Source organism: Ruminiclostridium papyrosolvens C7, from assembly GCF_000421965.1.
GTDB lineage: Bacteria > Bacillota > Clostridia > Acetivibrionales > DSM-1351 > Ruminiclostridium > Ruminiclostridium papyrosolvens_A.
The window spans coordinates 122,390-140,809 of sequence record NZ_ATAY01000015.1 but is presented as its reverse complement, the minus strand read 5'-3'; the positions used below and the strand labels follow the sequence as shown (position 1 = coordinate 140,809).

Sequence of the window (18,420 nt, the reverse complement as noted above, 5' to 3'; positions counted from 1 at the left end):
ATAAATCTTGTATAGGCTCTTTTATTTTATTTAATATTGTATTTGACAAAATAGAATAGTTTTTTATGTTATAAAAAATAATTTTAGTAAAAATAGTCGCATTTTTACGAATTTTGTATTAAGTGAATGGATCATGGGTGATATATTAAGGAAACATTACAATTTTGTAACGATCATATTAACAATGAGGTTAAATGGTATGGAATCTAAGTTTAGAGTTCAAAGTATCTTGGTTGCAGCAGCTTTATTTTTGTCAACAACAAATGTGGCGTTAGCTGATGGGATATCACCAAAGCCCGACGAGGCAAATATTACAGTAACTAATAATGCTGGTATAGCTGATACTGTTAAAGTAACGTCATTATCAGTAGGTGATGTGGTAAAGGTTTATAGCCCAACAGCACAGATAGGTACTGCAACTGTATTGTCAGGGAAGACAGAAGCTATTGTAAGTATTCCTCAAATAGGTTCAGATGCTGGAGTTGTGTATGTATCTGTAACTAGTGTCAGCGGTTTAGAGAGTGATAAGGTCGAAAAACCATACATAGCTGAAGCAACAAGTAATTATCCTGTAGCAGATAATTTACAGTAACCAACAACGTAACAGGAAAAGCAGATACTGTAGTTGTAGCCGGACTCGTAGCAGGAGATATAGTAAAGGTATACAAAGACGGAACTGTAACTACAGCATTGGGAACAGCAACAGTAGCAACAGGAAAAACAGAAGCTGTAGTTAGCATAGCACAGTTGGGAACAGAAGCCGGAAAGGTATTTGTAACTGTAACAAATACAGGCAAACTGGAAAGTACAAGAACAGAAGTAGCATATGCGGCTGAAGAAGTAACTGCTGATCCTAATGCTGATAAAGTCTTGGCTATTAACAATACCGGAAACGATATGGTTGTTGTATATGGCTTAGCAGCAGGAGATATAGTTAATATTATGATATAGCAGAAGGCGGAGAAGTAATTGGTACTTCAATAGTAGCAGCTACCCAGTCACAGGTTGTAATTACAATATCTCAACTTGGACAGACAGGCGGAACTTTCTACTTCACAGTTACTAACTCAGGTAAGCGTGAAAGTAAACGAATAGCAGTTACATTTACAGCTGAATAAAAATATTATAGCTGACAGGGAGCTGTACACTAAGCAATTGGTGTACAGCTTTTTTTGCGCATTAATGTGACATTAACATTACAAAATGTACAACCTTATAAAATCTATCCCGAAAATTGCCGATAAGGTATAATAAAAGAAATTTTTGGGGGTATATACTTTGATTTCTAACAGGGGAAAAAAATATCACAAATTTAAACACATTTCTAAGTTAGCAATAATGCTTGCAGTAGCGATTTTAATGCAAAGCCTTGTTGTATTGAATACAGCAGCCAGTACTGTAAAATCAAATATTACTGCGTTAGTACATAATATAAACGTGGTTACCCTCAATTGGAACGACAATTTAACCAATGAGATAAATTATTACTTGGAGCGCAGTGTGGATGGTGGGATATTTTCAACGGTCTCATACACTACCGCAAACCTTACAACTTTCACAGACAGTACCGTTCAACCGGGACATATTTATACATACAGGGTAAAAGTCTTGGACTCAACTTATACAACATATGTGTACACGGATGAAATTTCAATCCGCACAGATGAAGTTGTAAAGCCGGATTCCTTGACACCCACAATGGTTTCATCTAATCAGATTGATTTAAAATGGACTTATCCTGAGGGCAAGATAAGCAACACTATAATAGAGCGAAGAACGGAAGGTTCCACCTCCTGGTCGGAAGTAGCCAGAGTTGCGGCAGGTCAGAATACATACAGTGATAAAGCAATAGCGGCTGGTATAAAATATTATTATAAGGTCAGGTCGTATTCAACGGAATATATAAAATCATCTGCTTATCCTGATGAATATGACGGAAGCAGTGCGGTTTCAATGTTACCTAGACCGTCAAATCTGTCGGGGTTTGCCCTTTCAGGCTATAAAATACAGCTAAAATGGCAGGATGTATCTTTTGAAACGGCATATATTATTGAAAGGAGAGCATCAAACGAAGGTGCTTTCATTGAAGTTGCAGTAGTGCCTCAGAATACAACCAGCTATATTGATAACGTCGCACATGAAAATTCCATATACAGTTACAGAATTAAGGCATTAACAGGTGTTACCAGTTCCGAGTATTCAGATGTTCTGAATGTAGCGAGTACGTATCTAAAGCCTCCTTCATGGCTCACGGCTGTCAGTGTGGATGGTAAAAAAATCAGCTTGTCCTGGCAGGACCTGACTACAAATGAAACAGGCTTTGAGATATGGAGAAAAGCTCCCGATGAAACAGATTACACACTGTACGATACAATGGGAAGAAACGCAAACAGTTATATTGATTTGAACGTGTCTCCGCAAAAAAACTATTCCTACAAGGTAAGGGCAAAAATTAATGATAATGAAGTGTATTCCGATTTCTCCAATGAATCCGGAGCTTTGACCACTCCTCTGAGTCCTCCTGTAAACTTGTCTTTTAACGTTATAAGCAAAACGGAGGTTGAGCTTACCTGGGATGATACCAGCAGTATGGAGGCAGGATTTATAGTAGAGAAAAAGATTGGTTTACTTTCACAGTGGTATCAAATCTCACAGCTTGAACCTAATACCACAAAATATAATGATAAATGGATCAGCAGCACAGAGCCTACTTTTTACAGGATTAAGGCCTTTGACAGGTCAACTGCTGTGAGCTACAGCAATGAGGTACAGTTGTCATTGGATGCTCCGGTAACACCGGGTAATTTGCAAACGTCGGTTATATCAACTAATGACGTGAAACTTACATGGAAGGATAATTCCTCTACTGAAGAAGGATTTATCATTGAGGCAAAGCAGTTGTACCTCTTCAGGGAAATAGGCAGAGTTGATTCTAATGTTACTACTTTTATATACCACGATGCAATACCGGGCAAAACAATGACATACAGAATCAGAGCTGTAAAGGGCTTGGTTCAGAGTAACCCGTCAAATGAGGTTGTCACAGCTACCTCAGTAAATAATACATTTAGTGATTTAGGGTCTGTAAGCTGGGCTGTGGAGGCAATCAATAACCTTGCAAGCAGAAATGTATTTGTATCCAGCAGCAATAGATTTAACCCGAAACAGTCTATTAGCAGAGGTGAATACTGTGCCATACTTGTCAGAAGCCTTGGCATGGAAAAAGCAGTGGCAGGAAGGTTTGCCGATGTTACCGCAAAACATAAATATTATAAGGAAATTATGGCAGCAGAATACTTCGGTATAATCAGCAAGGATAATAATAACAAGATTTACCCCGATAAGCTGATAACAAGAGAACAGGCAGCGGTAATGCTGGCTTTGGCTCTGAAAATAAAGGGAACTCCATTACCTCAAAAAGGCAGCAGCACTTTGAAGCAGTTTGCAGATTTTAATTTAATTTCGGATTCATCTTCCAGAAATATAGCTGCTGTATGCGGAGCAGGTATTATTTCAGGTAGAAAAATTAATGGAAGAGTTTATTTACAACCCTCCAATAATGTCACAAGAGCAGAAGCTGCACTAATGGCCTATAAGGGATTAATATACAATCAGGGTAATCAATAATAAGAGAAGGAGCAAGTTAATGAAACGATATGCAAATAAAATATCTCTGATGCTTGCAGTAATATGTTTTATGGTTATTCCCCTTTCTGCATTTGCACAAACGGGAACATCATATTCCAACTACACAGTTTCATTACTGAGCAAATGGAAAAACAACGGTGTATTGGATAAGAGCTACTCAAGTCTGGACCTAAACAAGCCTGTTGAGAAAATTGACTTTATTAAAATGCTCAACGCTGTATTGAAAACATCAAAAAAGGCTGACATAAATTTTATAGATGTACCAAAGAACTCATGGTACGGACAGGAGCTAGCAAAGGCTGCGGCATGCGGATATATTTCGGCTAAGGAAAATACAAAATTTTATCCTTTTTCTTTAATGACCAGAGTAGAGGCTGCAGAGATGTCTGCATATGTTTTTGGACTTGAACTCAAAAATGAGAAAATACTTAGTAAGATAACTGACGGTAAGGCTCTTGAACAGAAACAGTTAAATGATTTGGCAGCGGTGATAGAAAAAGGGGGACTTGCAGAGGTTGCTGCCGGAAGATATGCACCGACGGGAGTGCTAAAACTTAAAGATGCTTTAATTATGTTAGATAAATGCGTGGGACATATTGCTCTTAAATCGGGAGCCATAACCACTAATGCCACAGGTAATATGTTTATAAGTGTGGGGGCAGTTACTTTAAAAGGTATTTCCATTTCTGGAGATTTGATTATCGGTGAGGGTGTGGGCGACGGAGTTGTTACTCTGGAGAGCGTAAAGTTGTCAGGAAGGCTTATTATAAGAGGAGGAGGCCCTAACGGGGTAACTATAAAAAATTCTCAGATAGGCGGAACCCTGACAGTTGAAAAAAGTGAAGGCAATGTGTATATAAGAGTGGTTGGAAGTACAACTATTAAGGAGACATATCTAAAATCGGGATGTACCATTGAAGAAGGTTACCTGACAAGCGGAGACGGATTTGTAAATATTACTGCCATGCATGGGGCCTTTGAAAGCCAGAATGCCACAATCAAAGGTGATTTCAAAGATATAGTTTCTGAAAACAGTAATTTAAATATTAAATTGAGTGGTAACGTTGAAAATGTCAGTATAAACAAGGAAAGTCAAGGAGTTTTTTCTCTTTTGTCTGGAACTGTTAAGACGTTAACTGCAGAAGTAACGAAAAAACAGCTTGAATTTTTGGGAGGTAAGGTTTCTACCTTGAATGTTTTAAAGGATGCCAAAGGAAATAAAATAACCATAGACGGTTCAGCTGAAATCAATACTGCAAACATTGAGAGTACCACTGAAATTCTCTTTAAAAAGGGAACCGTAACTTCCTTGGTCTTGGACACAACTTCCCAAGGCTCATATATCAATATGCAGAGCGGTTCATATATCGGAAGTCTTGTTATTATGTCAGATGCTGAAATAACGGGATACGGTAAAATTAATAGCGCATATTCATATGCAAACAACGTTAAAATGGGGATTACACCTTCATTTTACTCATATAAGTATGTACCCGGTTCAGACCCGAATGATCCTTTTCAGCCAAGTGTTAATATTAGTGTAACGGGTGCAGTTAATGACAGTATAACCTTGCAGGAAGGGAAGAATGCTGATTTGTATAAAGACTTAGGCTTGTCGGTCTCACCGGATAAGAGTACAGTAGGATTCGTATCTTTGAATAGCAGTGTTGCCACTGTAACTGATAAAGGTGTGATAACAGCCATAGCAGCCGGAGTCGCAAAGATATACATAACCGGGCAGTACTCGGGTTTTACCAGCGGTATAAAACGTATTGACGTAAATGTGACACCCGGTAACATAACACTTCCGGGAAGTATTGAAATTAGTCCTGTAACAGGTGAAGCAGCGACGCTAAAGGACTTTGAAATAACATATACTTCAAAGGACGATTTTGCAAACGGTACGGTTACTTTCTGGCTGCCGGAAGGATTCCCTGCTTTTGAAACTGACCTGGTCAAGATAGGAAGCGGTGCAGAGGTAACATTGAATTCATCTCAGAGACTTAACGTCAGAACTCTGTCCTTTACCAATCTTAATCTGAGCAAGGGACAGAAGATATTTGTAAAGCTCAGGAATAAAACGGTGCCTCAAGGTGGAGAATACGTATTTAGTGTTGTTGCAGACGCCGATGGAACCGGGCCAAAGCTGCCGACATCAGGTCAGGATGAAAGAGCGGTATTTACTTCAGATAAGCTGAAAACTCTCTTGGAGACTACAAATTATACATTATCTGCCTATGATTCCCAAACCGGAGCTATAAGCTTCACAAAACTGTCATTTGCAGGCTTTACAGGAGCTAAAAAATGGCTTATAGCCGTTCAGGACGACGAATTTATACATCCGGGCTATGATGACACAGTTTTGGGAACAGAATATACTCTGGGAAGCGCTATAACCATTGCCCCAAACCAACATTTGATGTTGGCGGCAGTTGATGGGGACAGTGACGCAGGATACAAGGTCAAAGCCTTTGTTGATATTACTATTCACTGAGATTCGTAGAGAAATAGATGTATAGTCACATTTTTAAAGACCAATTCAAACAAAACGTTTGGGTTGGTCTTTTTTGATGGATTTGAGGGTGGTAGTATGGTGTGAATAGGTTAAAAATTGTAATATCTGGTTTAAATATGTAGAATAATATGGTATATTTAAAGAAATTTTATTACACACAGATACTCTTAATATTATGATAATTGGTTTATAAAATCCTTTTTGCATGTATTTAAAAATTTTTTCACCAGAGAAATTCTCAGGAGTCAGTTTAAAAAATAAAAAGAATCATACAATCAGAATTAAAAATGTAATAAATGGAATTGTAGTTATACTTATACGGTCAAACTACTGGGCCTAATTGGGCAATTATTGGAAACGATAATTTACATATGATAATGCGGGTAACAGGGCAAACTGGAACAAGGGAAATGAAAAAATTAAATACACCTACGATGCCAATAACAGAATGACAGTAGTAACCAGTTCAAATAGAGGTTCTATTGTATACACCTACGACAATAACGGCAATCAGCTCACTTCATCAGATGGAACTACATATACCTATGATGGATTTAATCAATTGAAGTCCGTTGAACAGGCAGACGGCTCATGGATGGAAAACCATTATGATGCATTTGGTCTTAGGATATCTGTTACTGAAAATGGTATCGGAAGCAATTTTACATACGACAGAGGAAATATAATAACAGAGACAAATGGTAACGGCAGTCTTGTTTCCAGAAATATAAGGGGTCTGGGTCTTATTGCAAGAGAGAATCCTATCGGAACAAAGGCATATTACCTGAATAATGCCCATGGAGATGTTTCAAAGCTAGTGAACGAAAATGGAGAAGTTCTTAACTCTTATGAGTATGATTCATTTGGAAACGCTACAAGCTCAAAGGAAAAAGTACAGAACAGATTCCAATACGCCGGTGAACAACTTGACAAGGTAACCGGACAGTATTATCTGAGGGCAAGACACTATGATCCGGCAACAGGCAGATTTATAACCGAGGATACATACCGTGGACAGCTAGATAATACTAAGAGCTTGAATTTGTATACATATTGTGAGAATAATCCGATAATATATGTAGATCCGAGTGGGCACTTAAAAAGCAGTGGAGAGGATTTTTGGTATATACTAGATGATAGCAATTCTACATATTCGTATTATATAAATCAGATTTACAAAGCAGGAGAATGGAATGTTATTGCTCAAATATTTGATTGGGCTTACAATATTGGCATAAATACATATATAGGGTATACATCAGCTGGTGCTGGTTATTGGCCTAATGAAATAAATGTGATGTCTGGTCTTTACGGAGCTATACAAGGATATATTGACGCAGCTAGTGGTGCTGGAATGGGCGATGTAGCAAGGAAACATCTGGACGATTTAGAAAATAAATTTGTAAATTTGGGTGATCAGGCATACAGAAATCGTACAGTTAGTGGTAGAAAAGACATAATAGACCAAATGAATGCCTATATAAAAAATTTACAAAATGAACTTTGTAATATAAGAAAGCATATTGATGAAGAAACAAAAAGTAATAATAATTACTATATAAAAATACATTCTGCTTACATGGCAGGCATGATAACAAAAAATAAATATAATGAGTATATGAAAAGCTATAAAAATTGGTTGGGATATGTTAATAACTTGAAAATCATATACAAACCAAAAGAAAGCAGATTACGCAGTAAAAATTAATGATGCATATACAATAATTAAGGTTAATAAATGAGGACTTAACAATTTGCTTTTTAGTATTGCTTTTAGGAGGCTATTATGAAAAAATATTTGTTACTTATTTTACTGATTATTTTAGTTATATTTTCAGGAGTTATTTACGTATGCTACAACCTGTATTATATAAACGAGGGATTATCACCTAGCGAGGCAAGAGGAAATTTTGCGGGAATTGTTTTTATATTTGGAATAATTTCATATATAATCTATGCAATATATAAAAAAATTAAAAAATAAAGCAGAAATATTCATACATAGTTAAATTGCCTGGTAATATTCTAGTATTTTAATATTTTTAACATCCTGAAAAGAAGAAATTAATTTTGTATCGGGTCTTTGGCATTAAAAATTATACTATTAATTACTTTTGGGGTTAGGGTTTTCTTGATGAAAACGTCGGAAATAGAAATAGAATCTGCTCGGAGAATAGAAAAACGTAAAACAATTACAGAGGTCCCAAGAAACTATATTCCCCAAAAAAAAGAAGCACAACCTGCCACCCAGCAGGTTATGCTTCTTTTTTTACGTTTTCATTACAACTTTGTCCGATACATAAGTAAATTGTGCCAAAATGCCGATAAATAGGTTGTAAAACTAGTATTTAACTTGCGGGGGTAATTTTACAATGAAGACTAAATTAAGGTTTGTTTCGGCTATACTTGTATTAAGCCTGATATTATCTAACTTTGCAGGACTAATACAACCTGTTTATGCAGCACCGGATGTTCTTAACTTTTCTATAGATCATAGTACATTTAATGAAAATGCGGGAACGGTTAGAGCAAGTTGGAACGGGCAGCTGAATGTAACGGGAACAATAACATATGAGGCACCCGCAACCTCGGGGCACAAGACGGTAAGTATAAATGTTAGTGCCGGAACGGGTACGGTATTACTAACAGATATTAAAAAGGATTATATATATGACATAAAGGTTTCAATGGATAACCCGTCAACTACTTTTTCATCAGAAAAGTTTTATCTTGCGGGTGTATCTGTATATGCCGAGCAGATGAGACAGCAATATGTGGATCACCCCGGAGGAGGAAGGGAAACTGGAGTATATCCTGCCATAAAACTATCATGGAAGCTTCCTCTTATATATGACGGGACAGGCGCATTTGTTCCTGCTAAAGGTACCATACTTAGTAACATAGCTCCTGCAATCGACAGAATAAACTATAAATTCCATATGGAAACAAGCAAGACAAAACCAAACCTCGCAGATGTAATAGTAAATATGAAAGATGACGGCAGCGGATACACTGCCATGGTGTCCGGCGACACAACAAGGGTTTCCGATGTAAAATGGGATAACGCACAAGGTGAATACTCCTTGTATATGTTTGGTGTAAAAGACGATGAAACGCCAATTCCAACAATACAGCAGATAAAGGACGGCACCGCAACAATTCCCACGGGAATCCCTGCTGCTGATGTAAATTACATACTTCCTCACCAGGAGATACGTCCCGGCTGTATTTATGTTGTAACTATGGATACACTTGTATGTGACCAGTATGGACAATATGTTTCAAAAGCACTGTCAGGTGCTACTACAAGTCCATTGACCGGTATTGTAAATTATACTTATACTCCTGTCAGATTCCAATTAACAAAGGATTCAATGGACAATATATTAATCAGAATAAACACAGTTAACCTTGGAGATGTTTCAATGCCTGAACTTAGCTACTTTGTTCAGACAAGTAATGTAGATTCCGATGATGACAGCGATTGGAAGAATATCAAGGAAATCACAAATATCACGGGAGAGTATACTATAACCAATCTTCAGGGAATAAACCCCAGAAATACAGTATATTACAGGATTGTGGTAAGGTCCGCATCGGTAGATGACCGGATTATGTCCTTGCCTATGCCTTACAGGATGTTGGATGATACCTCCAAGACTCCTGTACCAAAAAATGTATCAGTAATAGGGGTAAATTTATCAGATACCATTCCAAGTGATACAGAAAGAACCTCAGACATTAAAATAATCTGGGATAAGCCTGCTAACTGGGATGATACAAAAGATGATGATGTATACTACCATTTTATGTTAAGCACAGGTCAGAAGGATCTTGACCCAGCCGTAAAATACCCTCTTACAGCAAACGGAAAGGACTACGGCACAAGCAGCTATGCGGTTAAATACAGATTGATACAGTATGTAAGTACTAAGTCAGGTTTGATAAAAGAAAATGCAAATGACAATACAAAACTTGAATATACAATAAAGGGTTTGGATCTCTTTAAGGGCTTTGAGGGAGACGGTACAGTTTCACCTATTAATAACCCGGATGCATACCCAGAATTTCTGTTGCCTAACAAAACCTATTATTTGCAGGTATATACCACACTACCAGTGGACAAGGGCAATACGACTGATAGTTCTAAGATGTCAGAAAAATCTTTGACTACAAGTTTTACAACACTTTCACTTACCAGCAGAGATGTACCTACTCCTAACAATTTTCAGTTGGTTAATACAAAGGTAAATCCGGCAACAGCAACAACACCTGCAAATGCAGTTATAAATTTAAGATTTGAAGACCTTAAAATTGACTGGAGTAAATATACAAGCAACCACAGCACTACCGATGACGTTGTAATATACGATCTTTATATGAGCAAGCAACCTGATCTTAGTACATTCAAACTTATTGGGTCAAGTAATCAAGCAGGTAGTGATGTTGAGTTCAAACCGGTTATATCCGGTAATACAACATGGATAAATACGGTTATAAACAAATTCAGTGATGCAGGTAATATCAACTCATTCGGATATTCCTTGTCACCGAATACAATATATTACTTTATGATAAAGGTAAGATTGAATCTTGAAAATGAGAATCCAAAGGTAAGGGAGTCCACACAAACAAGTTTGCTTTCAGTGACAACTCCAAGGGGTGAGCCTACAAAGCCGGATGACAATGCAAAGAAACCAGTGGCTCCGTCTGATTTTGCCATAGCCTTGGATAAAAACGGGAACCCGATGGTTACAGGACATTCTGTTACATTTGAGTGGACTATCAAGGAAAATGAGGCATCTTATAACCTTATTTCAACTGCCAAAAAGGTTGCATTGGATACACCTGATACGGATCCCTCTATATTGGAGGATTCTACGTACATAAGTTATATAGCTGCATTTGGCGATAAGGACAGAAATATAGACGGAAACTCCCAAAAACTAACCCTTGATCCAAAAGCAGCACCCCTTCCGCCTAATCTGGTATACGACAGTAAGACCAAAAAATGCAGATATACCATAAATACATGGTTATATCCAAACAGGGTTTACTATTTCAGTTTAAGGTCTGAGGTAGTGGAGGCAAATAAATCAAAGTCCAGTGTATGGATATCCATACCCGTAACTACATCATTAATCGAAAGCCCAACTATGCTTCAGACCATAAGCGACTGTGAACTGAGCTTTTACTGGTTTGACACCAACCCCCAGACAACAGCAGACAGCTACAGTATAAAGATAAAAGCTGCCGGAGACAAAAACTATACTCAGCTTACAAAGGCACAGTACAACATAGTAAAAGACGGCAGTGTATACTATGGAAAGCTTTACAAACTGAAGTCCAATACACAGTACAACATACAGGTTATCAGGACAATTGATAATGCAGTATTAAGCAATATAACTCAGTCGACGAGAAATGACTATTACCAGATAGAAGTAAAGTGGCAGGGAATAGCAGTTGATGATTATTCCGGGTATGAGCTTGCAATTAAAACCGAGGATGATACGGATTACAAAGTCCTTAGCAACTCTGATTTGGAACAGTATATTGATATAACAAGACACACATACCCGTATTATATTGAAAAAACTTTTAATAACCTTGGCACGGAATACTATACCTACACTGCCAGAATAAAATATGCAGAGGTAACTTTACCTAGCGGAGCAAAGGAACACAAGCCTTTGAAGCCAAACACGAAATATTATATAAAGGTAAGGGCTTACAAAAAGGACCCATCAAATATGGAGGCAATTACCCGTTCCAAATATATAGGACCTGTAAATACAAGAACCGAGTTCAATCAAGATGATTATGATGATACTGACGATAATACAAATATTACGGCAAAATTCCTTGATATGCTTGATAAACTTGAGCAGGGACTATACTGGGATGTAAACAAGGGAAGTAGTAGTACCATGGAAAAGGTGTACGTAAAGGATGACAAGGTAGTGAACCTACTTGAAGGTCCCGGATATTACTCCTGCACAATAGACATATCCCAGACACCAGCATATATAAATACTGATGAAGTTTATATGGCTAAAAACATATTAACTGCCATGAAGACCTATAACAAGAGTGTAATTATTAAGACAAAGGATATTGAATACACTATAAGGCCTGATACCTTTGATATTAATAACATGGAAGAGTTCAAGAAGGCCAAGGCAGCAGCCGGTGCAAAAGATGTATACCTTAAACTTGACAATATACAGACCGGGGAAGTACAGCCAAAGGCACCTGCAAACGCTACTTCTGCATCCAAGGTAAATATAATTACAGCACAGGCGGTTGCAAGCAGAGAGACAAGTGAAAACATTAAGGACCTGATAAAAGACAAGCTTTACAATGAAGACACTGGTATAATAAAGAAAAAGCTTGATGTAATAAAAAATCCTAACAACCCTAACACAAAAGGCAGCGATGCCAGCATTGACAAGTATTTAAACCAATTGATTGAGGAGATAAAGAGCGAATTGTCATACTTCATAGACGATACCCTGAACGGTGCCAACTATTCAACGGGATTCTTTGCAGAGAAATATGACATAGCAGGATATAATTCTCCAATGTCCGTTAAAATGTTATATAAGGGAAACACGGTTGCAAACCCGTATGTACTTTACGGAAATGCAGGTAACTGGCAGAAGCTGACACAAAACTTAAAGTATGATACAGGATATGTTACATTCTTTGCAGCAAGTCCCGGTAAATATACAGTGTTTGCAGGAAAGGATGTAACCTCAACAATAGGTGATGAGAGTCCTGCTAAACCGTATATAACGAAGCTTGCAGGAAAATATGACCTGACACTGGTATTCTCCGGGGCAGGAGAGTCGTATAACCCGGAATTGAGTGTATCAGTGAAAGAAGCCATAACACTGTATGAGCTTGTATCCGATTCACAGGTGGACAGCATCACTGATGTAAAGGTAAAAGCAAAGAACTATGGACTTGACAAAATAATTAATATAAGCAACCTAAACAGAAACATAACAAGACAGGAAACCGCGGCATTGATAATAAAGCTTTACTGCCAGAGAACCGGAGCAGATTACGACAGATTAAGGGCATCTTATAATAAAATAATTAAAGACGATTCAGCTATTGGAGCAAAATATGCAATACCTGTATATGCATGTCTCAATATGAATATTATGACCCTTGACGCAGGTTCGAAATTTAATCCGTCCCTGTCAATAAACAGAAAAGATATTGCGGTTGCATTTGAAAAGATGCTTGAAGCATAGATTAACTTGTATGTAAACCCGCCGGTACGACCGGCATGTGGAGGTCAAAGATGAGGACAAAAAGGATATTTGCAGCTTTAGTATTACTGACTTTTTTCATAACGACATATGGTACGGTGTATGCGGCGCCCATTGATGTACCTATACCTGCTGCGCCCACACAGTTGTCGGTTCCAAAAAGTGCTCAAAGCACGGAACCCAGTATAGGGTATGATTCGGCAGATGGGGGAAAGTCAGGCTATTATGCAGACATTCAGTGGCAGGTAGCAAATCCGGCGGGTAAGTATGTAAATATATACTTGCAGGAATCCCCAAAAGGCTACAGAACTGCAAGAGCTACATATTTAAAGGAGAAAGACCTTCCTGCAATTACAACACCGATTAGAATGAGAGATCTTACCTCAGGAACTGTATATACTGTAAGTTCAAAAGCCTATGCCACAGAGGTTGACCCTTTAACGGGACAAGTATATAAGTCAGGTGAGTCTGACAGCTCAAACCTTGTAAAATTTATGACTGACATAAACATACAATGTATTACATCCGGAACCAATAAGATAAAGATAATTTGGGATGATGTCTGGAATGACGGCAAGAGAATAAATTATCAGCTTTATGTTTCAGAAAACAGGGATTTTGCCAATACGCTTCCTATTACTGTTACACAGGAACAGATAAGCGCAACCGGGCCTGTATATGCCAATCAGTCTGACGGAACACTGGAGTATGAGCATACAGTTAAAGATCCGGGCAGAGTGTATTATGTCAAGATTGTTCCTGTGGTATCCGACCAGTCAATTATTAAAACTTCACAAACCAAGACAATTTTGGTCAGTACATACATATTGGTAAAAACATCCAGAGTCTCGACAACAGATGACGGAACAATATGGAGACTTGATTGGAGTCCTGTTATTACAGGTCTTTCATCCTCCAATATAACCGTTCAGTATCAGATAAACAGGTTTGAAGCGGACAATATGCCAAAAATCATAATGGTGGAAACCGGTACTACAACCTTTATTACGGTACCCGACGGACAGGAAAACAGCTACATGATAAGGGCAATCGTAAAGAAGGATGGATTGCCATATTACCCAAGCAATATAGATATAGTTTCAGACAAGGTGACACTGAAGGAGAGTGATGTTCCTGCAACACCTTCAACACCGGAACTGGTACCTCAATTCAAGGATTCAACTGATTCCGTAATAATAGCCTACGAAGATGTCAAGGACACTAACGGAGTAGTCATTAAAAAAGGAGAACTTGGAAAGGACACGGCAACTATATTATGGCGTCTGCCTAAAAAGGCTGACGGTACAATAGACTCGGATGTTCTGTATGATTTATGGTTAGTGGAGGATTCTGGCGTAATAGATGATCCTCCTGTAGAAACAAAAATACAGACAAATTTTAAACCTAGCAGTGCAAACTTTGTAAAGGACGAATCCAATAATGGAAAGGTTATAGGCTATAAATACAAAATTGAAAACCTACAGCCAAACCATACTTATTATTTGAAAATAGTAGCAAAGAAAACTTTTGCAGAGGAAAAAGAAGGAATTATCCAGAATATTGAGCATATTTCAACCCCGGCACTAAAGGTAATTGTTACACTGCCGGGAGGGTTAATAGATACCCCGTTAATACCGTCAAATCCACCCCTTCAGATAAGAAAGCAGGAAGACGGAATCAAAGACATGATTACCGATACCAGCATAACAATCCAGTTGAAGAACAGGTGGTTCGAACAATTTGATTCTGCTACGGGAAGATGGTCTTATATACAGGCGGACAAAACATCTATGTCGGATGTACCTCCATATAATCCGCAAACAACACCGCCGGATAATCAGAACTACAGAAAAGTTGAATATGATCCGGGGGTAACTTTGTACGTGGGTTGTACCGAGTACACGCCGACTATTGATATATCAACAATAAACACATATAAACTGGAAAAGGTGTCTACAACTCCAAATGACGATCTGGAGGACATGTACCTGAATGTACCTGAAAATGTACCTGTTCCGGCTTCAGGCACTCCCGTTTATGCAAAGCACAACGTAGTTGTACCTGTAAAGGATTTAAAACCAAATACAACTTACATACTGTGGGTAAGAGCATCCAGGGATGGTAACCCGCCATTGTATTCAGACGTTTCCAACCCGATAATTTTTACCACACTTCCAACGCCGGGTGATACTATAGAAAAGCCCGTAGTTCCTGACCTGAGATGTACAAATGTTTCGGATACATTTGCTGATTTGGCATGGAATTACAAGGAGCAGAATACCTATTATCTGAAATACGGCAACGTAGATGATGTAACAAAGGCGCAAGGCTCTTTAACAATTACGGGGGCACAGATAAAAAAATCCGGCCTCGATTATGTGAGGGTAACCGGGTTGACAGCAGACACCCAGTATTATTTCTGGATTCAGGCGGAAGCATTTAATTCCGATTTGTCTGCCAGTGAAAAGTCGGAGTGGAGTGATTCACTGCCTTTAAGGACATTAAAGCTGATGCCTCCATCAACACCGAGAGGATTTGGAGTTAAGAATACTGCAGATGCAGTCACCAAGAACAGCATAACCTTTGAATGGATTCAGGAACCGGGGCTTACGTATATACTTGAAGTTGCAGGAAAAATAGACTATTCCGATGCAAAAGTATACGAGTGCGGAAGTGTTACCGAGTTCAAGGTTGAAGGACTAACATCCAACTTCAGATATTATGCAAGATTATATGCATATGACCCGGTTAAAAAACTTCGCTCATTGCCAACTCAAAGTATCAGTGTAAGAACTTTGAGAAGCAGTGACGACTATGACTCAGACCAGGATGTAGACCATCCAATCACCGGGGATGTAATAGAAAAAGTACCAACCATTGTAAACGGTACATGGGTGGTTAAGATAACAGGAGTAAATGCTGACAGACTTGTACAAATAATAATGACGGACAATATACTTGACTATACTGTTGATATATCAAATCCGCCGGCACCTGCCACAAATATATCCCTTATGATATCAAAAAAGGTGTTTGACAAGCTGGATCAGCTTAAAGAGAATATTGCCTTTAAGACGGCGGTTGTTTCATATAATCTGAAAGCAGGAATACTTTCAAATGTGACTACCGCAGATACTAAAAAGGAACAGATATATACCTTTAATATTGTCCTAACACCTCAGAAACCTGCGGCCCGAGCAAATGAACTTATACTAAGGCAGCCGCTGGCACAGATTGGGGTTACACTTGACACAGGTGCAAGTATAATGACAATATCAAAATTTGCAATACCACTGATAATCAGTTATCCCTACACAAACTCAAAGGATTATGTTGAGGGACAAACTTTAGGATACCAATACAACGGAGTAACAAGCAGCTGGGAACAGAAAACTACGTCAAACAAATTTGACATAGACAACAGTAAGGGCTTTATAAGCTTCCAGTCAACGGTTCCAGGACTTTTTGCACTTGCTGACAGAACCAATAACTTGTTTGATGATATATACGGACATACGTATGAAGACTCTATCCTGAATGTTGCCATGGCTCATAAGCTTCAAAGCATAACAAGCCGCATGTTCAATCCTGATAAGACTGCAACTGTAGGAGATGCGGTAAAGCTTGCCTTTGACAGTATTGAGTACCCCTACGGCAGTGATTATATGGATTTGGCAGTAAAGACGGGATTAATCAAGTCAGGAAAAACAGCTTCGACAATCCTTACAAGACAGGATGCTGCATACTTGGCGACAGTATTGTATGAAATGAAAACAAATACAAGGGTTAACGGGAGCAAGGACGTAATCTCTATGTACAAAGACTACAGCAAGATTGACAAGACAATTCTTAATAAAGTTGCATTTGCCGCTGAAAATGGATTCTTGCCAGATTGGTCATCTACATTGTTTAACCCTACCCAGAGTGTTACAAGGGGTGAACTGATGTATATGTTAGAAAAGGCGCTGGTACTTGCAGGAGATATATAAACAAAGGACGGAGAACTCAATGAAAAAACGCATTACCAGATACATTGCGATATTATTAGCAGCAGTAGTATTGTTTACAATCGGAGTGCAGGACGTTCAGGCACACGGAGTTAAAGTGACTACACAGAAGGTTGACGGTAAATACAAACTCACTCTTACAAGCCAAGAGCCCGGTTTAGGTGTAAGCATACTGGCATTTAGTATTTCAAAAGGTAAAACAATTAATATTGCTTACACATTAAAAAAGGGTGCAGTGACTTCCGCTTCAACAGAGATTGATGAGTCAATAGTTCTGGCACCTTTCAGAGTGATAACAACAAATTCCGATGATATAGACGGAAGACCATTTTCAGATATTTCTAATACAGAGTTTGATGAGTATATCAGGCACTTGCACGATGTGGGTATAACTTCAGGTTTCTCGGACGGAACCTTTCGTCCGGGTAATACGCTTTCACGTGCTGAGGCAGCTGCAATGCTGTCAGTAGCGTTAAACTTAAAGCCTGACGATTCCCAGAATACCAAACTAAAGGATGTAAGCGGCCATTGGGGCAGGAAGTACATAAACGCTGTTGTGAACAAAGGGATAATGACAGGTTACTCGGACAAGACCTTCAGACCAAATAATAAAATAACGGTTGCAGAGGTTTGTACAATAATAAGCAAATCCTTTAGCTTTAAGACAAAGGCAGAGGGGACATTTGGAAAACTAAAGAAGAATCAATGGTATTCAGCTTATGTACAGAACATATTTAATTTAAAAATTTTAACTATTGAGGATAGTATATACAAAAACTTCTCCGAAAATGGAAATATTTCCAGAGGTAACTTCGCAATGATGCTCAGCAGAGCGCTTTCCACGTTTTAAAAGATACAAAATGTGAGAAAACTTATCATGTATACGACTTTTTCAAAAAGGTAATAATTTTATTATCTTGAACTGATTTTGGTTGAATTCGGACAAAATCGGCAAGGAAATTTAATT

General features: G+C 38.3%; 9 protein-coding genes. All 9 read left to right on the top strand.

What is annotated here, in order from left to right; all coding sequences use genetic code 11:
• Positions 1-199 precede the first annotated feature (199 nt).
• The 9 genes from L323_RS40535 to L323_RS24385 all read left to right on the top strand — a co-directional run bounded on the left by L323_RS40535 (position 200) and on the right by L323_RS24385 (position 18,303).
• Positions 200-592 carry a hypothetical protein gene (locus L323_RS40535; RefSeq protein WP_051153502.1) on the top strand — a complete coding sequence of 131 codons (393 nt, stop codon included), beginning with the start codon at positions 200-202 and terminating at the stop codon, positions 590-592.
• A 98-nt stretch (positions 593-690) separates the two neighbouring features.
• A complete protein-coding gene (locus tag L323_RS40530) occupies positions 691-951 on the top strand; it encodes a hypothetical protein (RefSeq protein ID WP_051153501.1) in 261 nt (86 codons plus the stop codon).
• A 327-nt stretch (positions 952-1,278) separates the two neighbouring features.
• Entirely contained in the window at positions 1,279-3,627 is a 2,349-nt protein-coding gene (locus L323_RS24420) for an S-layer homology domain-containing protein (protein ID WP_020814268.1), read from the top strand.
• Between the two features lie 19 nt (positions 3,628-3,646).
• Complete coding sequence (locus L323_RS24415; protein ID WP_020814267.1) at positions 3,647-6,142, top strand: BslA/BslB family hydrophobin; 2,496 nt, start codon at positions 3,647-3,649, stop codon at positions 6,140-6,142.
• Between the two features lie 469 nt (positions 6,143-6,611).
• Entirely contained in the window at positions 6,612-7,871 is a 1,260-nt protein-coding gene (locus tag L323_RS24410) for an RHS repeat domain-containing protein (RefSeq protein ID WP_020814266.1), read from the top strand.
• Between the two features lie 78 nt (positions 7,872-7,949).
• Positions 7,950-8,147, top strand: coding sequence for a hypothetical protein (locus L323_RS24405; RefSeq protein WP_020814265.1), 198 nt, complete (start codon positions 7,950-7,952; stop codon positions 8,145-8,147).
• Between the two features lie 388 nt (positions 8,148-8,535).
• Complete coding sequence (locus tag L323_RS24395; RefSeq protein ID WP_020814263.1) at positions 8,536-13,428, top strand: hypothetical protein; 4,893 nt, start codon at positions 8,536-8,538, stop codon at positions 13,426-13,428.
• A 50-nt stretch (positions 13,429-13,478) separates the two neighbouring features.
• Positions 13,479-17,435: an S-layer homology domain-containing protein gene (locus L323_RS24390; RefSeq protein ID WP_020814262.1), complete on the top strand. Its 3,957-nt coding sequence runs from the start codon at positions 13,479-13,481 to the stop codon at positions 17,433-17,435.
• 19 nt (positions 17,436-17,454) lie between these two features.
• Entirely contained in the window at positions 17,455-18,303 is an 849-nt protein-coding gene (locus tag L323_RS24385; protein WP_020814261.1) for an S-layer homology domain-containing protein, read from the top strand.
• Positions 18,304-18,420: the final 117 nt, after the last annotated feature.